At 72.3% G+C, this 14,527-nt stretch carries 14 protein-coding genes; 8 read left to right on the top strand and 6 right to left on the bottom strand.

Annotated features, from left to right (window positions below; all coding sequences use genetic code 11):
• Window positions 1-30: 30 nt before the first annotated feature.
• From OHB13_RS33740 to OHB13_RS33730, 3 genes are all read right to left on the bottom strand, one after another.
• On the bottom strand, window positions 31-552 hold the full coding sequence (locus OHB13_RS33740; RefSeq protein WP_328379643.1) for a MaoC family dehydratase: 522 nt from the start codon (window positions 550-552) through the stop codon (window positions 31-33).
• A gap of 111 nt (window positions 553-663) precedes the next feature.
• Window positions 664-1,836, bottom strand: coding sequence for a trans-sulfuration enzyme family protein (locus tag OHB13_RS33735; RefSeq protein WP_328379642.1), 1,173 nt, complete (start codon window positions 1,834-1,836; stop codon window positions 664-666).
• Between the two features lie 250 nt (window positions 1,837-2,086).
• The gene (locus tag OHB13_RS33730) at window positions 2,087-3,772 is read right to left on the bottom strand and encodes an IclR family transcriptional regulator domain-containing protein (protein WP_328379641.1); all 1,686 of its coding nucleotides are present in this window, start codon (window positions 3,770-3,772) and stop codon (window positions 2,087-2,089) included.
• A gap of 143 nt (window positions 3,773-3,915) precedes the next feature.
• Here OHB13_RS33730 and OHB13_RS33725 point away from each other — a divergent pair, with 143 nt between their 5' ends.
• The 8 genes from OHB13_RS33725 to OHB13_RS38825 all read left to right on the top strand — a co-directional run bounded on the left by OHB13_RS33725 (window position 3,916) and on the right by OHB13_RS38825 (window position 11,239).
• Complete coding sequence (locus OHB13_RS33725; protein ID WP_328379640.1) at window positions 3,916-4,701, top strand: CoA transferase subunit A; 786 nt, start codon at window positions 3,916-3,918, stop codon at window positions 4,699-4,701.
• Window positions 4,701-5,354, top strand: coding sequence for a CoA transferase subunit B (locus tag OHB13_RS33720; RefSeq protein ID WP_328379639.1), 654 nt, complete (start codon window positions 4,701-4,703; stop codon window positions 5,352-5,354). Before OHB13_RS33725 ends, OHB13_RS33720 begins: the two co-directional genes overlap by 1 nt.
• Before the next feature lie 80 nt (window positions 5,355-5,434).
• Window positions 5,435-6,187: a protocatechuate 3,4-dioxygenase subunit beta gene (gene pcaH / locus OHB13_RS33715; RefSeq protein ID WP_328379638.1), complete on the top strand. Its 753-nt coding sequence runs from the start codon at window positions 5,435-5,437 to the stop codon at window positions 6,185-6,187.
• A complete protein-coding gene (pcaG, locus tag OHB13_RS33710; RefSeq protein WP_328379637.1) occupies window positions 6,184-6,744 on the top strand; it encodes a protocatechuate 3,4-dioxygenase subunit alpha in 561 nt (186 codons plus the stop codon). Before pcaH ends, pcaG begins: the two co-directional genes overlap by 4 nt.
• An 88-nt stretch (window positions 6,745-6,832) precedes the next feature.
• Window positions 6,833-8,176, top strand: a complete 1,344-nt coding sequence (gene pcaB / locus OHB13_RS33705) for a 3-carboxy-cis,cis-muconate cycloisomerase (protein WP_328380455.1) — start codon at window positions 6,833-6,835, stop codon at window positions 8,174-8,176.
• Window positions 8,173-9,333, top strand: coding sequence for a bifunctional 3-oxoadipate enol-lactonase/4-carboxymuconolactone decarboxylase PcaDC (pcaDC, locus tag OHB13_RS33700; protein WP_328379636.1), 1,161 nt, complete (start codon window positions 8,173-8,175; stop codon window positions 9,331-9,333). The genes pcaB and pcaDC overlap by 4 nt, the downstream gene beginning before the upstream one ends.
• An 83-nt stretch (window positions 9,334-9,416) precedes the next feature.
• Entirely contained in the window at window positions 9,417-10,592 is a 1,176-nt protein-coding gene (locus tag OHB13_RS33695) for a 4-hydroxybenzoate 3-monooxygenase (protein WP_328379635.1), read from the top strand.
• Window positions 10,593-10,699: 107 nt separating this feature from the next.
• Complete coding sequence (locus OHB13_RS38825; protein WP_405754790.1) at window positions 10,700-11,239, top strand: helix-turn-helix domain-containing protein; 540 nt, start codon at window positions 10,700-10,702, stop codon at window positions 11,237-11,239.
• 135 nt (window positions 11,240-11,374) lie between these two features.
• Here OHB13_RS38825 and OHB13_RS33685 read toward each other — a convergent pair whose 3' ends face one another.
• From OHB13_RS33685 to OHB13_RS33675, 3 genes are all read right to left on the bottom strand, one after another.
• Entirely contained in the window at window positions 11,375-11,977 is a 603-nt protein-coding gene (locus OHB13_RS33685) for a ClpP family protease (RefSeq protein ID WP_328379634.1), read from the bottom strand.
• A 22-nt stretch (window positions 11,978-11,999) separates the two neighbouring features.
• On the bottom strand, window positions 12,000-12,656 hold the full coding sequence (locus OHB13_RS33680; protein ID WP_266850620.1) for an ATP-dependent Clp protease proteolytic subunit: 657 nt from the start codon (window positions 12,654-12,656) through the stop codon (window positions 12,000-12,002).
• 173 nt (window positions 12,657-12,829) lie between these two features.
• Window positions 12,830-14,467 carry an alpha-L-fucosidase gene (locus tag OHB13_RS33675; protein ID WP_328379633.1) on the bottom strand — a complete coding sequence of 546 codons (1,638 nt, stop codon included), beginning with the start codon at window positions 14,465-14,467 and terminating at the stop codon, window positions 12,830-12,832.
• Between the last annotated feature and the right edge of the window lie 60 nt (window positions 14,468-14,527).

Below are 14,527 nucleotides of genomic sequence, written 5' to 3'. Positions count from 1 at the left end.
TCACTGGATGGGATGAGAGGACGGTCGTGCTCAGCCGGCCTTCACACAGGCCACCGGGTCCTGTGCCGCGGGCAGCGATGCGGGGGCCGCGGAGGACGCCGTACGGGGCGCGGCAGGGCGCCGCCGGAAGATGCTGTGCAGGACCATGCTGAACACGACCGTCCCGTCGGACGCCACCAGCTCGCATCGCGGCTCGACGATGCCGGTGGCCGGACTCATGAGCGAGGGGCGCGAGGCGAGGACCTCAAGTCGCGCGGTGAGTACGTCGCCGGGGCGCACGGGCCGGTGGTACCGGATCTTGTCGATGCCCGGTGAACCGGCGCCCGCGCTGTCGGCGAGCAGGCCGTCCACGTACAGCCGCATGAAGAGCGCGGCGGTGTGGAAGCCGCTGGCGATGAGGCCCCCGAAGGGCGACCGCTCGGCCAGCTCGGTATCGGTGTGGAACGGCTGCGGGTCGAAGCGCCTGGCGAACTCCAGCACCTCCTCCTCGGTGACGGTGACCGTGCCCAGATGGTGGACGTCACCGGTACGGAAGTCCTCGAAGTAGCGCATGGAGCGCCCCCCTTGAGCCGAGAGTGGATGGTTCCGAGCTGCTTCGAATATACGAACGTGCCGTTTATTTTGTCAATCCAAATAAACGATCCATCCTTGAATGTTGGACCGTCAGGAGGCGTCGAGCGCCTGCTCGATGTCCGCCCAGAGGTCCTCGGCGTGCTCGATGCCCACAGAGATGCGCACGGTGCCCTCCCCCACACCCGCGGCCGCCAGGGCCTGGCTGTCGAGCTCGCGGTGCGAGGTGGAGGCAGGGTGCGAGATCAGGGTCTCGACACCTCCGAGGGACAGGGCGAGCCGGGCCAGCCGCACCCTCTCGATGAAGCCCCGGCCCGCCGCACGGCCACCTGTCAGCTCGCAGGTGACCATGCCGCCCCCGCCGGAGAGGACCGTGCGGGCCGTGGCGTACGAGGGGTTTCCGGGAAGCCACGGCCAGTGCACGGCCCGCACGGCCGGGTGCCGGGCGAGCCGTTCGGCGATCACCTCGGCGTTGGAGCAGTGCTGGCGCATCCGCAGCGGCAGCGTCGCCAGCCCCCGGAGTGTCAGCCAGGCGGCGAACGGGTCGGCGGTCGCACCCAGTTCGACCGTGCGCCCCCACACCCTGCGGTGCAGCCCCCCGTCCGCGAAGACGGCGACACCGCCCAGGACGTCGGAGTGACCGGCCAGATACTTGGTGGTCGAGTGCACGACGATGTCGGCCCCGTGCTCGATCGGGCGGCACAGCACGGGTGAGGCGAGGGAGTTGTCCACCAGGCTGAGGACACCGCACCGGCGGGCGGCCGCCGTGAGCACGGGGAGGTCCGGCACCTGCCCGGTCGGGTTGGCGATCGTCTCCAGAAGCAGCAGACGCGTCTTGGGCCGCATCAGCGCCTTCACGTCAGCGGCGTCACCCCCGGGCAGATACTCGACCTCGACCCCGAACCGCCGGGCCAGATCGGACAGCACCGAGTAGGTCCCGCCGTACAGGCAGCGCTGGGCCAGAACATGATCGCCGGGCTTCAGCAGGGACAGCAGCATCCCGCTGAGCGCGCCCATCCCGGACGCGAAGGCGATGGCGGCCGCGCCACTCTCAAGTCCGGCGACCGTGCGCTCCAGCGCCCGGACGGTGGGGTTGCCGCGCCGCGTGTAGACGTACTGGCCGTCCGGGCCACCCATGGCGTCCGCCAGCGCGTCGGCCGAGCCGAAGCCGAAGGCCGACGACTGGACGATGGGCACACTCAGCGGCCAACTCCCTTCCCCGAAGGGTTCGTTCACGACGTGCACGGCGCGTGTCCGTATGTCCATTCCCGTTCTCCTGCCAGGTGGTGTCGGATGCGGTGCCGGGGGGCGGTGCGGGGTGCGGTTGCGATACGGAGAGGGGCCGCCCGATGTCCGCGTCGAGACATCGGGCGGCCCCTGTGTCCACCTCTTCCGTACTTACCCCCGGGGGGTATGTATCAAGCGCAACGCAACATACTCCCGGCAGGCAGGAGAGAACAAGGGAGTCACGCCGGCAGTCGGCGTGTGCGGTGAACGCCCTTCCGCACCAGGGCAGTCAGTTCACGGAGATGTGCTGCCGCTCGGATGCGACAGCCAGGTCCGCCTCGATCCGTGCGACCGCCGCCGCCAGGGGCGGCAGCACAGTGTCGAGGAACTCCTGGCGTGTGGCGCGGCCTGCGTGCTGTGAGACATTGACGGCCGCGACGGTGCGCCCCAGGCGGTCCCGCAGCGGCATCGCCGCCGAACGCAGGCCCTCCTCCAGCTCCTCGTCGACCAGGGCATGTCCGTCACACCTGACGGATTCGAGGATGCCCGCCAGGGCGTCGGCCGTCGTCACGGTGTGCCGGGTGAGCGGCTCGAACCTGATGCGCGCCAGCCGGGCGGCCTGCTCCGGTGCGGGCAGGTCCGCGAGGAGGACCCGGCCCATCGAGGTCGCGTAGGCGGCGAACCGGGTGCCCACGGTGATGTCCACGCTCATGATCCGGGCCGTGGGGACCCGCTCCACATAGCGGATGTCATCGCCGTCGAGGACCGCGATGGACGCCGACTCACGGACCTGACGGGTGAGTTCGGCGAGGTGGGGCCGGACGATCTCGCCGAAGGACAGGCGGGACAGCCGGGCATAGCCGAGTTCGAGCACACGCGGAAGAAGGGTGAAGACACCCTCGTCGGCACGCACATAGCCGAGGTACTGAAGGGTGATCAGTGCGCGGCGCGCGCTGGCGCGCGGGAGGCCTGCGGCCTCGGCGACCGCGGTCAGACCCAGTCCGTCCCGGGCCGAGCCGAGCGCGCGCAGGACGGTGAGCCCCCTGGCCAGCGACTGGAGGAATTCCGGCCCCAGTTCCGCCTTGAGCCCGCTGTCCACGGCTTCGGGCGCGGGGGCGGCGACCGGCGATCCCGGACGGGGCGGCGTACGCAGCGCCTCTTCCATGGCTGCCGCGGCCCGCCGCAGGCGCGGCAGGGCGTACTCGCGGAGCGACCGCGCGCTGTGGCGGCTGGTGTGGCTGACGACGCTGAGAGCGCAGACCACCGTCCCGGCCGGATCACGGACGGAGTGGGCGACCGCGACCAGACCGGGTTCGATGAACTGGTCGTCCAGCGACCAGCCGAGGCCGGCCGCCTCCCGGACGCGCACGTCGAACTCCGCCTCGACCAGCTCCGGAGCGGACGGCTCGACGCGGGGCGGAACGGCCGGGAACCCGCTGTCCAGCGGGTCCTCCCGGCGGCGGGCCAGCCAGCGCCCGCGGTCGGCCTCGTCCCACCCGCCGGCGAAGAGCGCGCCGGGCGCGCAGCGCTCGGCCGGCAGCAGATCGCCGATCCGGAAGGCGAGCGACATGGCGCGTCTGCGGGTGGCCTGGGTGATGAAGCGGACCCCGTCACCGTCGGGTACGGCGATCGAGACGGACTCGTCCAGCTCGTCGGCGAGGGCGTCCGCGTACGGCTCCAGCGCGTCGGGCAGGCCGCAGGAGGCCAGGTAGGCGTTGCCGAGCTCCATCAGCCGGGGGGCGAGCAGCAGATCACGGCCCTCGGAGCGGAGGTGGCCGAGCCGGGCCAGCGTGATCGCGATCCGGTCGACGGTGGAGCGCGCGAGGCCGGTCGCGCGGGCCAGATCGCTGGCGCGCTGGCGGGAATCCGGGTCGCCCGCCATCACGCGCAGCACGGTCAGCCCGCGTTCCAGCGGGCCGAGCACCTCGCCGGGCGCGGCCAGTGCCGCGGCGGACTCCCGCATGGCCTGCGGCATGGGCCTTACCTCCTTGGAGCGGCCACCGGGCCGGTGACGCTGGGAAAACCGTACCCGGAGGCGTTGACAGGGCCGACGGCTCGACGGACACTCAAGCTCAGGCAATTATGAACGAAAGTTCAGTGGGCGAACAGAGGCTTTGCATGGACAAGTTGGCAGCCACCGCCGGCGAGGCGGTGGCGGACATCCCGGACGGCGCGTCCCTCGCCGTCGGCGGATTCGGCCTGAGCGGGGTTCCCGATGTGCTGATCCAGGCCCTGTACGCGAGAGGGTCGACCGGGCTCAGCGTCGTCTCCAACAACTGCGGCGTGGACGGCGGAGGGCTCGGCACGCTGCTCGCGGCCGGGCGGATCGCCCGGGTGACCGGCAGCTACGTAGGCGGGAACAAGGAGTTCGCCCGCCGCTATCTCGGCGGTGAGCTGGAGCTCGAACTCACCCCTCAGGGCACCCTGGCCGAGCGGCTGCGCGCCGGCGGCTGCGGCATCCCGGCCTTCTACACCCCGGCGGGCGTCGGCACTCAGGTCGCGGACGGCGGTCTGCCCTGGCGGTACGCCCCCGACGGCGGCGTCGCGGTGGCCTCCCCGCCGAAGGAAGTGCGTACCTACGACGGCCGCGACTACGTACTGGAACGCGCCATCACCACCGACTTCGCCCTGGTGCGCGCGGCCAGGGGCGACCGGCACGGCAACCTCGTCTTCAACAAGGCGGCCCGCAACTTCAACCCGCTCGCCGCGATGGCCGGGGGGATCACCATCGCCGAGGTCGAGCAGCTGGTCGAGCCGGGCGGGATCGACCCCGACGAGGTCCATGTGCCCGGGGTGTTCGTCCAGCGAGTCGTCGCGCTGACCCCGGCGCAGGCGGCCGACAAGGGCATAGAACGGCGGACGCTCCTGGCGTCCACGACGGCACAGGGGACGGTGCGCGGCTGATGGCCTGGACACGGAACGAGATGGCGGCGCGCGCCGCGCGCGAACTCCGGGACGGCTCCTACGCCAACCTCGGCATCGGCCTTCCGACGCTGGTGCCCAACTTCCTCCCCGCCGGGGTCGATGTGGTGCTCCAGTCGGAGAACGGGCTGCTGGGCGTGGGCCCGTACCCGACCGACGAGGAGGTCGACCCCGACCTCATCAACGCGGGCAAGGAGACCGTCACCGCGCTGCCCGGAGCGAGTTTCTTCGACTCCGCGCTCTCCTTCGGCATGATCCGCGGCGGCCACATCGACGCCGCGATCCTCGGCGCGATGCAGGTCTCCGCCACGGGAGACCTCGCGAACTGGGCCATTCCCGGAAAGATGATCAGGGGGATGGGCGGTGCGATGGACCTCGTCCACGGCGCCCGCACGGTCATCGTCCTGATGGAGCACACGGCCAGGGACGGCTCACCGAAGATCCTCCAGGAGTGCACGCTGCCGCTGACCGGCCGCCACTGCGTCGACCGGATCATCACCGATCTGGCCGTCATCGACGTGACAGGAGACGGCCTCGTCCTGGCCGAGACGGCCCCCGGCGTGAGTCCCGACGAGGTCCTGGCCCGCACGGCCGCGCCCGTACGCCTCCCGTCCGACCGTACGGCCACCCGCTGATGGCCGGCACGGGCACCGCCGCCGGGCCGGGCCCGACGGCCGTCCCTCCCTCCCCGGTACCGGAAAGGCAACCGTCGCCCATGCCGCTCACCCAGCCCGACATCTCCCGCGAGATCACCCAGGAGTACGAGGCGTACGTCAGCGCCGGCACCGTCCGGCACCACCCCTCCCGCGGCTACGCGCCCTACCGCAGCACCGTCCTGCGCCACCCGCAGCAGCCCCTGACCACCGTGCGGGACCCGGAGGCGGTGGAGCTGTCGGGTCCGGCCTTCGGCGTCACGGACGTCACGCAGCTGGACGCCGACCTGACACGGCAGCACACCGGCGAGCCGCTGGGTGAGCGGATCACCGTCACCGGCCGCGTCCTCGACCGTTCCGGCCGCCCGGTGTGCGGCCAGCTGGTGGAGATATGGCAGGCCAACGCCTCGGGCCGCTACGCCCACCAGGGCGACCAGCACCCGGCGCCGCTCGACCCGCACTTCACCGGGGTGGGCCGCTGCCTGACGACCGGCCAGGGCTGGTACTCCTTCACCACCGTCAAACCCGGCGCCTACCCCTGGCGGAACCATGCCAACGCGTGGCGCCCGGCGCACATCCACTTCTCACTCTTCGGCCGGGCCTTCACCCAGCGCCTGGTCACCCAGATGTACTTCCCCGGCGACCCGCTCTTCGCCTACGACCCCATCCTCCAGTCCGTCACCGACGACGACGCCCGGGAGCGCCTGGTCGCCCGGTACGACCACGAACTGTCCTGCCCCGAGCGGTCGTTGGGCTACCGCTGGGACATCGTCCTCGACGGCCCCGCCGCCACCTGGACCGAGGAGGGCCGATGACCGGGCTCCCCACCCCCTCCCAGACCGTGGGCCCCTTCTACGGTTACGCGCTGCCCTTCCCCGGCGGCCCCGAGATCGCCCCCGCCGGACACCCCGGCGCCATCACCGTCCACGGCCGGGTATTCGACGGCGCCGGGGAGCCGGTCCCCGACGCGGTACTGGAGTTCTGGCAGCCCGCACCCGACGGCTCAAGGACCGGGGCACCCGGCTCGATGCGGCGCGACCCGGTGACCGGCGGCCACCTCGGCCGCGACGGCCTCACGTTCACCGGCTTCGGCCGGGTCGCCACCGACGCGGACGGCCGCTGGGTGGTGCGTACACTGCCGCCCGGCGGCGTGCCGTACCTGTCCGTCTGCGTCTTCGCCCGCGGACTGCTGCACCACCTCTACACCCGGGTCTACCTCCCGGGGGAGCCGGCCGACTCCGACCCGCTGCTCACCTCGCTCGCCCCGGACCGCCGGCGGACCCTGGTCGCCGTCGAATCGGAGCCGCGCACCTACCGCTTCGACATCCGCCTGCAGGGCGCCGAGGAGACGGTCTTCCTTGACTTCCGCTGACGACCCCACCGCTGAGCACCCCACGGCTGACCACCCCACCGAAGCGGCCCGCCCGTACGAGGACGGGGGCGCGCGGGCGGCGGCCGATGTGGGCCTGCTCGACCCGGTACGGGCCGGGTCGGCCGTCGAGGCGGCCACCGGCGACCGCGCCCTTCTCCAGGGGATGCTGGACGCCGAAGCGGCCCTGGCCCGGGCGCAGTCGGCGCTCGGCCATGTTCCGCCGTGGGCCGCGGCCGAGATCTCGGCTGCCGCCCGGGCCGAGCGGTTCGACGTACGCGATCTGGCGCTGCGCGCCCGCCGGGGCGGCAATCCGGTCATCCCGCTCGTCTCCGACCTCACCGCCGCCGTGTCCGGCGAGGCCGCGCCGTATGTGCACCGGGGCGCCACCAGCCAGGACATCCTCGACACGGCGGCCATGCTGGCCGTGGCCCGCAGTCTGCCGGGCATCATCGCGGACCTGCACCGGACGGCCGGGGCTCTCGGGCGGCTGGCCGCAGAGCACCGGGAGACCCCGATGGCCGGGCGCACCCTCACCCAGCACGCCGTCCCCACCACCTTCGGGCTCAAGGCGGCGGGCTGGCGCAGTCTCGTGCTGGACTCCGCGGACCGGCTGTCCGCCCTGCGGCCGCCGGCCCAGCTCGGTGGCGCAGCCGGCACCCTGGCGGCATTCGAGATCCTGGCCCGCGAGCCCGGCAGCGGCCCCCGGCTGCTCGCCGCCTTCGCCGCCGAACTCGGTCTGGCCGCGCCCGTCCTGCCCTGGCACACCCTGCGTACTCCGGTCGCCGACACGGGCGGGGCGCTCGCCTTCACGGCGGGTGCGCTCGGCAAGCTCGCCGCGGACGTGCTGGTGCTCTCCCGTACCGAGATCGGCGAACTGGCCGAGGACGCCGGGGGCGGATCGTCCGCGATGCCGCACAAGAGCAACCCCGTCCGGGCCGCCCTGATCGCGTCCGCGGCCCGCAGAGCGCCGGCCCTCGCCTCCGTACTGCTGGGCTCGCTGGCCGCCGAGGACGAACGGCCCGCCGGTGCGTGGCACGCCGAGTGGCAGCCGCTGCGCGATCTGCTCCGGCTGACCGGCGGGGCAGCCCGGCTGGCCGCTGAACTCAGCGAAGGGCCAGCCGTGTTCACCCACCGGATGGCCGGGAATCTGGGGCTCACGCAGGGCCTGGTGGTCAGCGAACGGATCGCCGCCGAACTGAGCCGCCTGCTCGGCCGCGGCCCGGCGAGGGAGCTGCTCACCCGGGCCGCCCACCGGGCTGCCGCCGAGTCGCTCGGCCTGGCCGACGTACTCCGGGACGAGCCCGCTCTCCAGGGCCTGCTCAGCCACGACGAACTCCGCGAACTCACCGACCCCGCCGGGTATCCCGGCTCGGCCGCCACCCTGGTCGACCACGCACTGCGGCGTATGCCCGCCGGAAGGACCCAGCCGTGAACCGTCTTCCCCACCACCTGCTCGACGGTCCGGCCGACGGCGCACCGCTGATCCTCGGGCCGTCCCTGGGCACGTCCCTATCCGTCTGGGAGGCCCAGGCCGCCGCCCTGTCCCGTACCCACCGCGTGCTCCGCTTCGATCTGCCCGGCCACGGAGGATCGCCCGCCGGGCTGCTCCCGCAGGACGGCTCCGCCAGCGTCGCCGGGCTCGCCGCACTCGTACTGCGGCTGGCCGACGCCCAGGGCTGGGACCGCTTCGGGTACGCGGGGATCTCGCTCGGCGGAGCCGTCGGCGCGCACCTCGCGGCGCACCACCCGGAACGGGTCGGCGCACTCGCGATGGTCTGCTCGTCCGCCCGCTTCGGCGACCCGGCCGGCTGGCGGGAGCGCGCCGCACTGGTCCGGGCCGAAGGGACCGCTGCCCTCGCACCGGGCGCGCCCGGCCGCTGGTTCACCCGCGCCTTCGCCGGGTCAACTGCCGCCGCCGGTACGGTCGCAGACCTGTGCGCCACCGACCGGGCCGGGTACGCGGCCTGCTGCGAGGCGCTGGCCGCGTACGACCTGCGGGGCGAACTCCACCGTATCCGCGCATCCGCTCTGGTGATCGGCGGACGCGATGACCCCGCCACTCCCCCGGCCCACGCCCGGGAACTCGCCGACTCCATCCCCGGTGCGACCCTGCTCGAACTGCCGGGCGCCTCGCACCTGGCTCCGGTCGAGCAGCCGCAGCCCGTACTCGCCGCGCTCCAGGCGCACTTCGCCAACCATCCGTACGACGACGACTCGCGCCGCGCCGCGGGGACGGCTGTCCGCCGGGCCGTGCTGGGTGATGCCCATGTGGACCGGGCCGCCGAACGCAGTACGCCGTTCACCGCCGCCTTCCAGGACCTCATCACCCGCTACGCCTGGGGCGAGATCTGGACCCGCCCCGGCCTGGACCGCCGCACGCGCAGCTGCATCACCCTCACCGCGCTGGTCGCCCACGGCCAGCTGGACGAGCTGGCCCTGCATGTCGGCGCGGCGATACGCAACGGGCTCACCCGCGACGAGATCGAGGAGGTTCTGCTCCAGAGCGCCGTCTACTGCGGTGTCCCCGCCGCCAACGCGGCCTTCGCCACCGCACAGCGCGTCCTGGCCGAGCTCGACCGGACCGACTGACGTCACCGCTTCCCCTTCCCCACCTTGGCCTTCCGCCACATTCACCTCCCTCTCCGTTCGCCTCTCCGCCCCAGGAGTCCGTCATGCGCACTCGCGTCGGCATCATCGGCGCCGGCCCGGCCGGCCTGTTGCTGTCCCATCTGCTCCACCGCCAGGGCATCGACAACGTCGTCCTGGAACTCCGCACCCGGGAATACGTCGAACAGCGCCAGCGCGCCGGCATCCTCGAACACGGCACGGCCGAGGTACTGCGGGCCGCCGGGGCCGGAGAACGGATGGACCGCCAGGGCATCCGTCACACGGGTGTGGAGCTCCGGTTCGACCGCCGGCCGCACCGCATCGACCTCGCCGCCGGCACCGGTGGGCGGTCAGTGACGGTCTACGCGCAGACCGAGGTGGTCAAGGACCTGATCGCGTTGCGCGAACAGGCCGGCGGCGCCGTGCTCTTCGAGGCCGAGGCGCTCTCCGTCGACGCGATCGACACCCCGGCCCCTTCCGTCCGCTACCGCCACGGCGGGGCCGAACACACGCTTGACTGCGATGTCGTCGTCGCGTGCGACGGCTTTCACGGCATCGGGCGCCGCTCCGTGCCGGACGGACTGCTCACCGTCTCGGAGCGCACCTACCCCTTCGCGTGGCTCGGCATCCTGGCCGACGTACCGCCCTCCTGCGACGAGCTGATCTACGCCCACCACGAGCGCGGTTTCGCCCTGCACAGCATGAGGTCCCCGCAGGTCAGCCGCCTCTACCTCCAGGTCGATCCCACGGACAGCACCGACAACTGGCCGGACGAGCGGATCTGGGACGAACTCGACGCCCGCTTCGCGACCGACGACGGCTGGAAGCTCGCGCGCGGCCCGATCACCGAGAAGGGCATCACCCCGATGCGGAGCTTCGTGGCGGAGCCCATGCGCCACGGCCGTCTCTTCCTGGCCGGCGACGCGGCCCACATCGTTCCGCCCACCGGCGCCAAGGGCCTCAACCTCGCGGTGGCCGACGTCGCCCTGCTCGCACAGGCCCTGACCCAGTGGCACACCCACCAGGACGAGGCCCTGCTCGACGCGTACTCCGAGACCGCGCTGCGACGTGTCTGGCGGGCCGAGCACTTCTCGTACACGATGACAAGCCTGCTGCACGCCGACCCCGCCGCCACCGGGTTCGACCGCCGGCTCCAGCTCTCGCACCTGCGGTACGTCACCTCGTCCGACGCGGCGTCGGCCTCGCTCGCCGAGAACTACACCGGGCTGCCCCTCGTCTGACAGCGGCGGCGCCCCATAGGAATTCGCCGGGGAATTCTCCGGGGGAATTCGCCGAGGGCAGAACGCCACCGGCAGCCTGCCGGGCGCGGGGCTCCTAGGCTGAAGGGGTGAGCAGCCACGGACCGAACCAAGCCCGCGTCCTTCCCCTGCGCCCGGTTGCAGCCGCTGCTGCGCCTGTCCCGCAGGCGGAGGCGAAAGAGCCCCTGTGGCGGGACGTCGTGGGAGACGTCCTGCGCCGCGAACGTCTCGCGCAGGAGCGCACGCTGAAGGATGTGGCCGACGCGGCCAGAATCTCGATGCCGTACCTCTCCGAGCTGGAGCGCGGCCGTAAGGAGGCCTCGTCCGAGGTCCTCGCGGCTGCCGCCCGTGCGCTCGGTCTCGGCCTCGGTGATCTGCTCGCCCTGGGCCAGCGCGAGCTGGCACGCCTCACCCGCCGGATGCCGGCCGTGCCGCGTACCGCGCCGACGCCCGCGCCCGCCACCACGGCGCGCGGCCCGGTCTCCGGCCGGCCTTCCGCCCGCGCCGGCGAGAACGGTGCGGCAGTGTCCGTGGCGGAGCTGAGTTCCCGCCGCGCGGTCGTTCACCCGGTCGCCTCCCCGGCCACGTCTCCGGTCTCGCGTCAGGGCGAAGTGCGCCTGGCGGCCTGAGAGTTCGGCAACCGGAAGGGCCGGGCCGGGTGCGACTCGCACCCGGCCCGGCCCTTCACTGCGAGGCCCCGGTAGGCCCCCGCAGCCCCTCCCGCAGTCCCCCGTGGGCACCGGCCTTCGGTCCGCCACGGTCCGTTACGCGGCTGCGTTCCGGCGGCTGAGCACCTGGTCGGCGAGCCCGTACGCGACGGCTTCGCGTGCGGTGAAGACCTTGTCGCGGTCCATGTCGGCGCGCAGTTCGGAGATCTCGTGGTGCGTGTGCCGGGAAAGCACCTCCTCGATCTCCGAGCGGATCCGGAGCATCTCCTTCGCCCGCAGGCTGAGATCGGATACCGTGCCCTGCTGGCCGCCGCTCGCAGGCTGCCCCAGCAGGACCCGTGCGTGGTCGAGGACGAAGCGCCGCCCGGGGTCCCCGCCGGCGAGCAGCACCGCCGCGGTCGAGGCCGCCTGGCCGACGCAGAAGGTCGAGATGGGCGAGTTGACGAAGGTCATCGTGTCGTAGATGGCCATCAGTGAAGTGACCGATCCACCCGGTGAGTTGATGTAGATGGAGATCTCGGTCTCCTGGCCGGACGACTCCAGGTGCAGCAGCTGTGCGATGACGACATTGGCCACGCCGTCGTCGATCTCGGTGCCGATGAAGATGATCCGCTCGGAGAGCAGCCTGCTGAAGACGTCGTAGGACCGCTCCCCCTGCGGGGTGCGCTCGACGACGTTCGGGATCGTGTACTGGCTCATGTCCATCGGGTACCGGTCCATCTCAGAGCCCCGTCCGTCGCCGCGGACCAGCCGGCCGGACATCGCCGAGCGACTCCACGACCCGGTCCACCATGCCGTACTCCTTGGCCTGCTCCGCCGTGAACCAGCGGTCGCGGTCACCGTCGCGGGAGATCGTCTCCTCGCTCTGGCCGGTGTGCTCGGCGGTGATCCGTTCGATGGACTTCTTGGTGAATTCGAGGTTCTCCGCCTGGATCGCGATATCCGCGGCAGTCCCGCCGATACCGGCCGACGGCTGGTGCATCATGATCCGCGCGTTCGGCAGTGCGAAGCGCTTGCCCTGCGACCCGACCGTGAGCAGGAACTGGCCCATGCTGGCGGCGAATCCCATCACGAGGGTGGAGACGTCGTTCGGGATGAGCCGCATGGTGTCGTAGATCGCCAGCCCGGCCGTCACCGAGCCGCCGGGGCTGTTGATGTACAGGCTGATGTCGGTCTTCGGGTCCTCCGCCGACAGCAGGAGCAGCTGGGCGCAGACGCGGTTGGCCGACACCTCGTCGACCTGTGTGCCGAGCATGACGATGCGCTGCATCAGGAGCTGTGCGGCCAGATGGTCGTCGAAGCGGGTGGCGGGTGTGCTGTCGTCGTCGGACGCTCGGGGGGCGAGGGCGGTGCCCCAGCCGGTAGCGGGAGTTGACATCGGTCCTCCTTGTCGGGGCGCGGACGCGATTGCGCCGCGCTCTCCCCCCACAGTCGGCCCGGCCGTGACTCCTGTTGAGCTTTCTCGGCCCCCAGCAGATTCGCTGACGGCAGAGCAGGACCGGCCCACCGGTCCGCGCCGGTGGGCCGGTGCGGACCGGTGCGGTGGTCAGCTCAGCTCAGCGAGCGGTAGAGGCCGAACTCCGCGATACGGGCGGGCCTGCGGGAGCCGAGTACGCGCAGCCGCCACTGCCGGGCGGCCACCGGCGACTGCAGCAGGACGATTCGGCTCGCGCCGACGGTCCCCACCTTCGCGACCTGGGTCCAGCCCTCCCCCGTCCGGGCCTCCACGACGATCTGTTCGACCTGCTGACCGTGGCGGATGTCCTCGGCGAGCCGGATCCGGTCCACCTCGCGCGGGCGGCCGAAGTCGACGTACAGCGCACCGTCCGACGCTGCGGGCGCGGTCCATGCCGTGTCCGGGTCGCCGTCCACCGCGAGGCCCGGGTGGTGTCCGTCGCCCCAGGTCCGCGCCGTGTGGGCGAGGTTCTTGGGCAGTTCGGCGCCGATGCGCTCGTCGAAGGCGCGGAGTACGGCGACGTCCGCGTCGGGGAGCCGCCCCTGCTGGTCCGGCGGAATGTTCAGCAGCAGCACGGAGTTGCGCCCGACCGACCGCAGGTAGATGTCGGTGAGTTCGTCGACCGTCTTGGGCTGCTGGTCCGCGTGGTAGAACCAGCCGGGCCTGATGGACACGTCGCATTCGGCCGGCCACCACTGGAGGTACTGGGCGACCGACCGGGAGGCGGCGAGCGCGTCGCGGCTGCCCTGGTCGGGGGCGTCGTAGGGGAGGGCGTAGTCGGTACGGCCGTACTCGACCTCGGCGACGGGTACGGCGCTCCACTCGTCCTCGCGGGCCAGCCCGCCCTCGTTGCCCACCCAGCGGACGTCCGGTCCCGACACCGCGATGGAGGCGCCGGGCGCGAGGGCGCGTACGACCTCGTACCAGCTGTCCCAGTCGTAGTGCTCCACCTTCTCCGGGGGGATGCGGCCCTGGGCGCCGTCGAACCACACCTCGTCCACCGGCCCGTACTCCGTGAGCACTTCGTAGAGCTGGTTGAGCATGTGGGCGCCGTAGTCGGTGGCCTGGAGTTCGAAGGTACGCAGCCTCTTTCCGGCCCGGTCGTCGCCGTCCGTGAGGGTGGGCACCGTGCGGGAGGTGCGGGCGCTGCCGTTGGCGTAGACACCGTGCAGGTACTGGTTCTCGTCGGCCGGGGAGATGTAGACGCCGATCTTGATCCCATGGGCACGCATCGAGTCGGCGAACGAGCGCAGTACGTCGCCGCGGCCGTTCTCCCAGCTGCTGGAGACCACACCGTGGTCCGTGTAACGGGAGGGGTAGAGGACGAAGCCGTCGTGGTGCTTGACGGTGAGGATGGCGAGTTCGAAGCCGCCGTCGCGCAGCGCCCGCGCCCACTGGTCGGTGTCCAGTCCGGTCGGCTGGAAGACATCGGGGCTTTCCTCACCCGTGCCCCATTCCAGGCCGGTGAAGGTATTGACGCCGAAGTGCAGGAACGCCGTCTTCTCCAGCCGCTGCCAGGCTATTTGACGCTCGGTCGGGCGCAGCCGGGCGGCCTTGGCCACCAGCTCGTCCGGGGTGTCGTCCGGGCTGATGGCGATGCGGTAGCCGGGCTCGACGGGTACGGAGGGGTGGCGGCCGTACGCGGCCAGGGCCTCCGGAGCGAGCAGGGGCGAACCGGCGGTAGCGCTGACCGCGGCGAGCGCGGTGACGAAGAGGCGTCGGCTGAGAGCCATGGGCAGGTCCTTCGGTGGCAGGGGCTCCGGTGGCAGAGGCCTCGGCCTCAGGGACCTCAG

Source organism: Streptomyces sp. NBC_00440, assembly GCF_036014215.1.
Taxonomy (GTDB): domain Bacteria; phylum Actinomycetota; class Actinomycetes; order Streptomycetales; family Streptomycetaceae; genus Streptomyces.
Note: the sequence above shows the minus strand (reverse complement) of the source record. Positions and strands in the feature narration are given on the sequence as shown.

Excerpts from the sequence above, each read along its gene's own strand:
- OHB13_RS33725 (WP_328379640.1), top strand. The coding sequence starts at position 3,916 with ATGGACAAGTTGGCAGCCACCGCCGGCGAGGCGGTGGCGGACATCCCG.
- pcaH (WP_328379638.1), top strand. The coding sequence starts at position 5,435 with ATGCCGCTCACCCAGCCCGACATCTCCCGCGAGATCACCCAGGAGTAC.
- OHB13_RS33720 (WP_328379639.1), top strand. The coding sequence starts at position 4,701 with ATGGCCTGGACACGGAACGAGATGGCGGCGCGCGCCGCGCGCGAACTC.
- OHB13_RS33685 (WP_328379634.1), bottom strand. The coding sequence starts at position 11,977 with ATGAGCCAGTACACGATCCCGAACGTCGTCGAGCGCACCCCGCAGGGG.
- OHB13_RS33740 (WP_328379643.1), bottom strand. The coding sequence starts at position 552 with ATGCGCTACTTCGAGGACTTCCGTACCGGTGACGTCCACCATCTGGGC.
- OHB13_RS33675 (WP_328379633.1), bottom strand. The coding sequence starts at position 14,467 with ATGGCTCTCAGCCGACGCCTCTTCGTCACCGCGCTCGCCGCGGTCAGC.
- OHB13_RS33680 (WP_266850620.1), bottom strand. The coding sequence starts at position 12,656 with ATGTCAACTCCCGCTACCGGCTGGGGCACCGCCCTCGCCCCCCGAGCG.
- OHB13_RS33695 (WP_328379635.1), top strand. The coding sequence starts at position 9,417 with ATGCGCACTCGCGTCGGCATCATCGGCGCCGGCCCGGCCGGCCTGTTG.
- OHB13_RS33730 (WP_328379641.1), bottom strand. The coding sequence starts at position 3,772 with ATGCCGCAGGCCATGCGGGAGTCCGCCGCGGCACTGGCCGCGCCCGGC.
- OHB13_RS33735 (WP_328379642.1), bottom strand. The coding sequence starts at position 1,836 with ATGGACATACGGACACGCGCCGTGCACGTCGTGAACGAACCCTTCGGG.
- pcaG (WP_328379637.1), top strand. The coding sequence starts at position 6,184 with ATGACCGGGCTCCCCACCCCCTCCCAGACCGTGGGCCCCTTCTACGGT.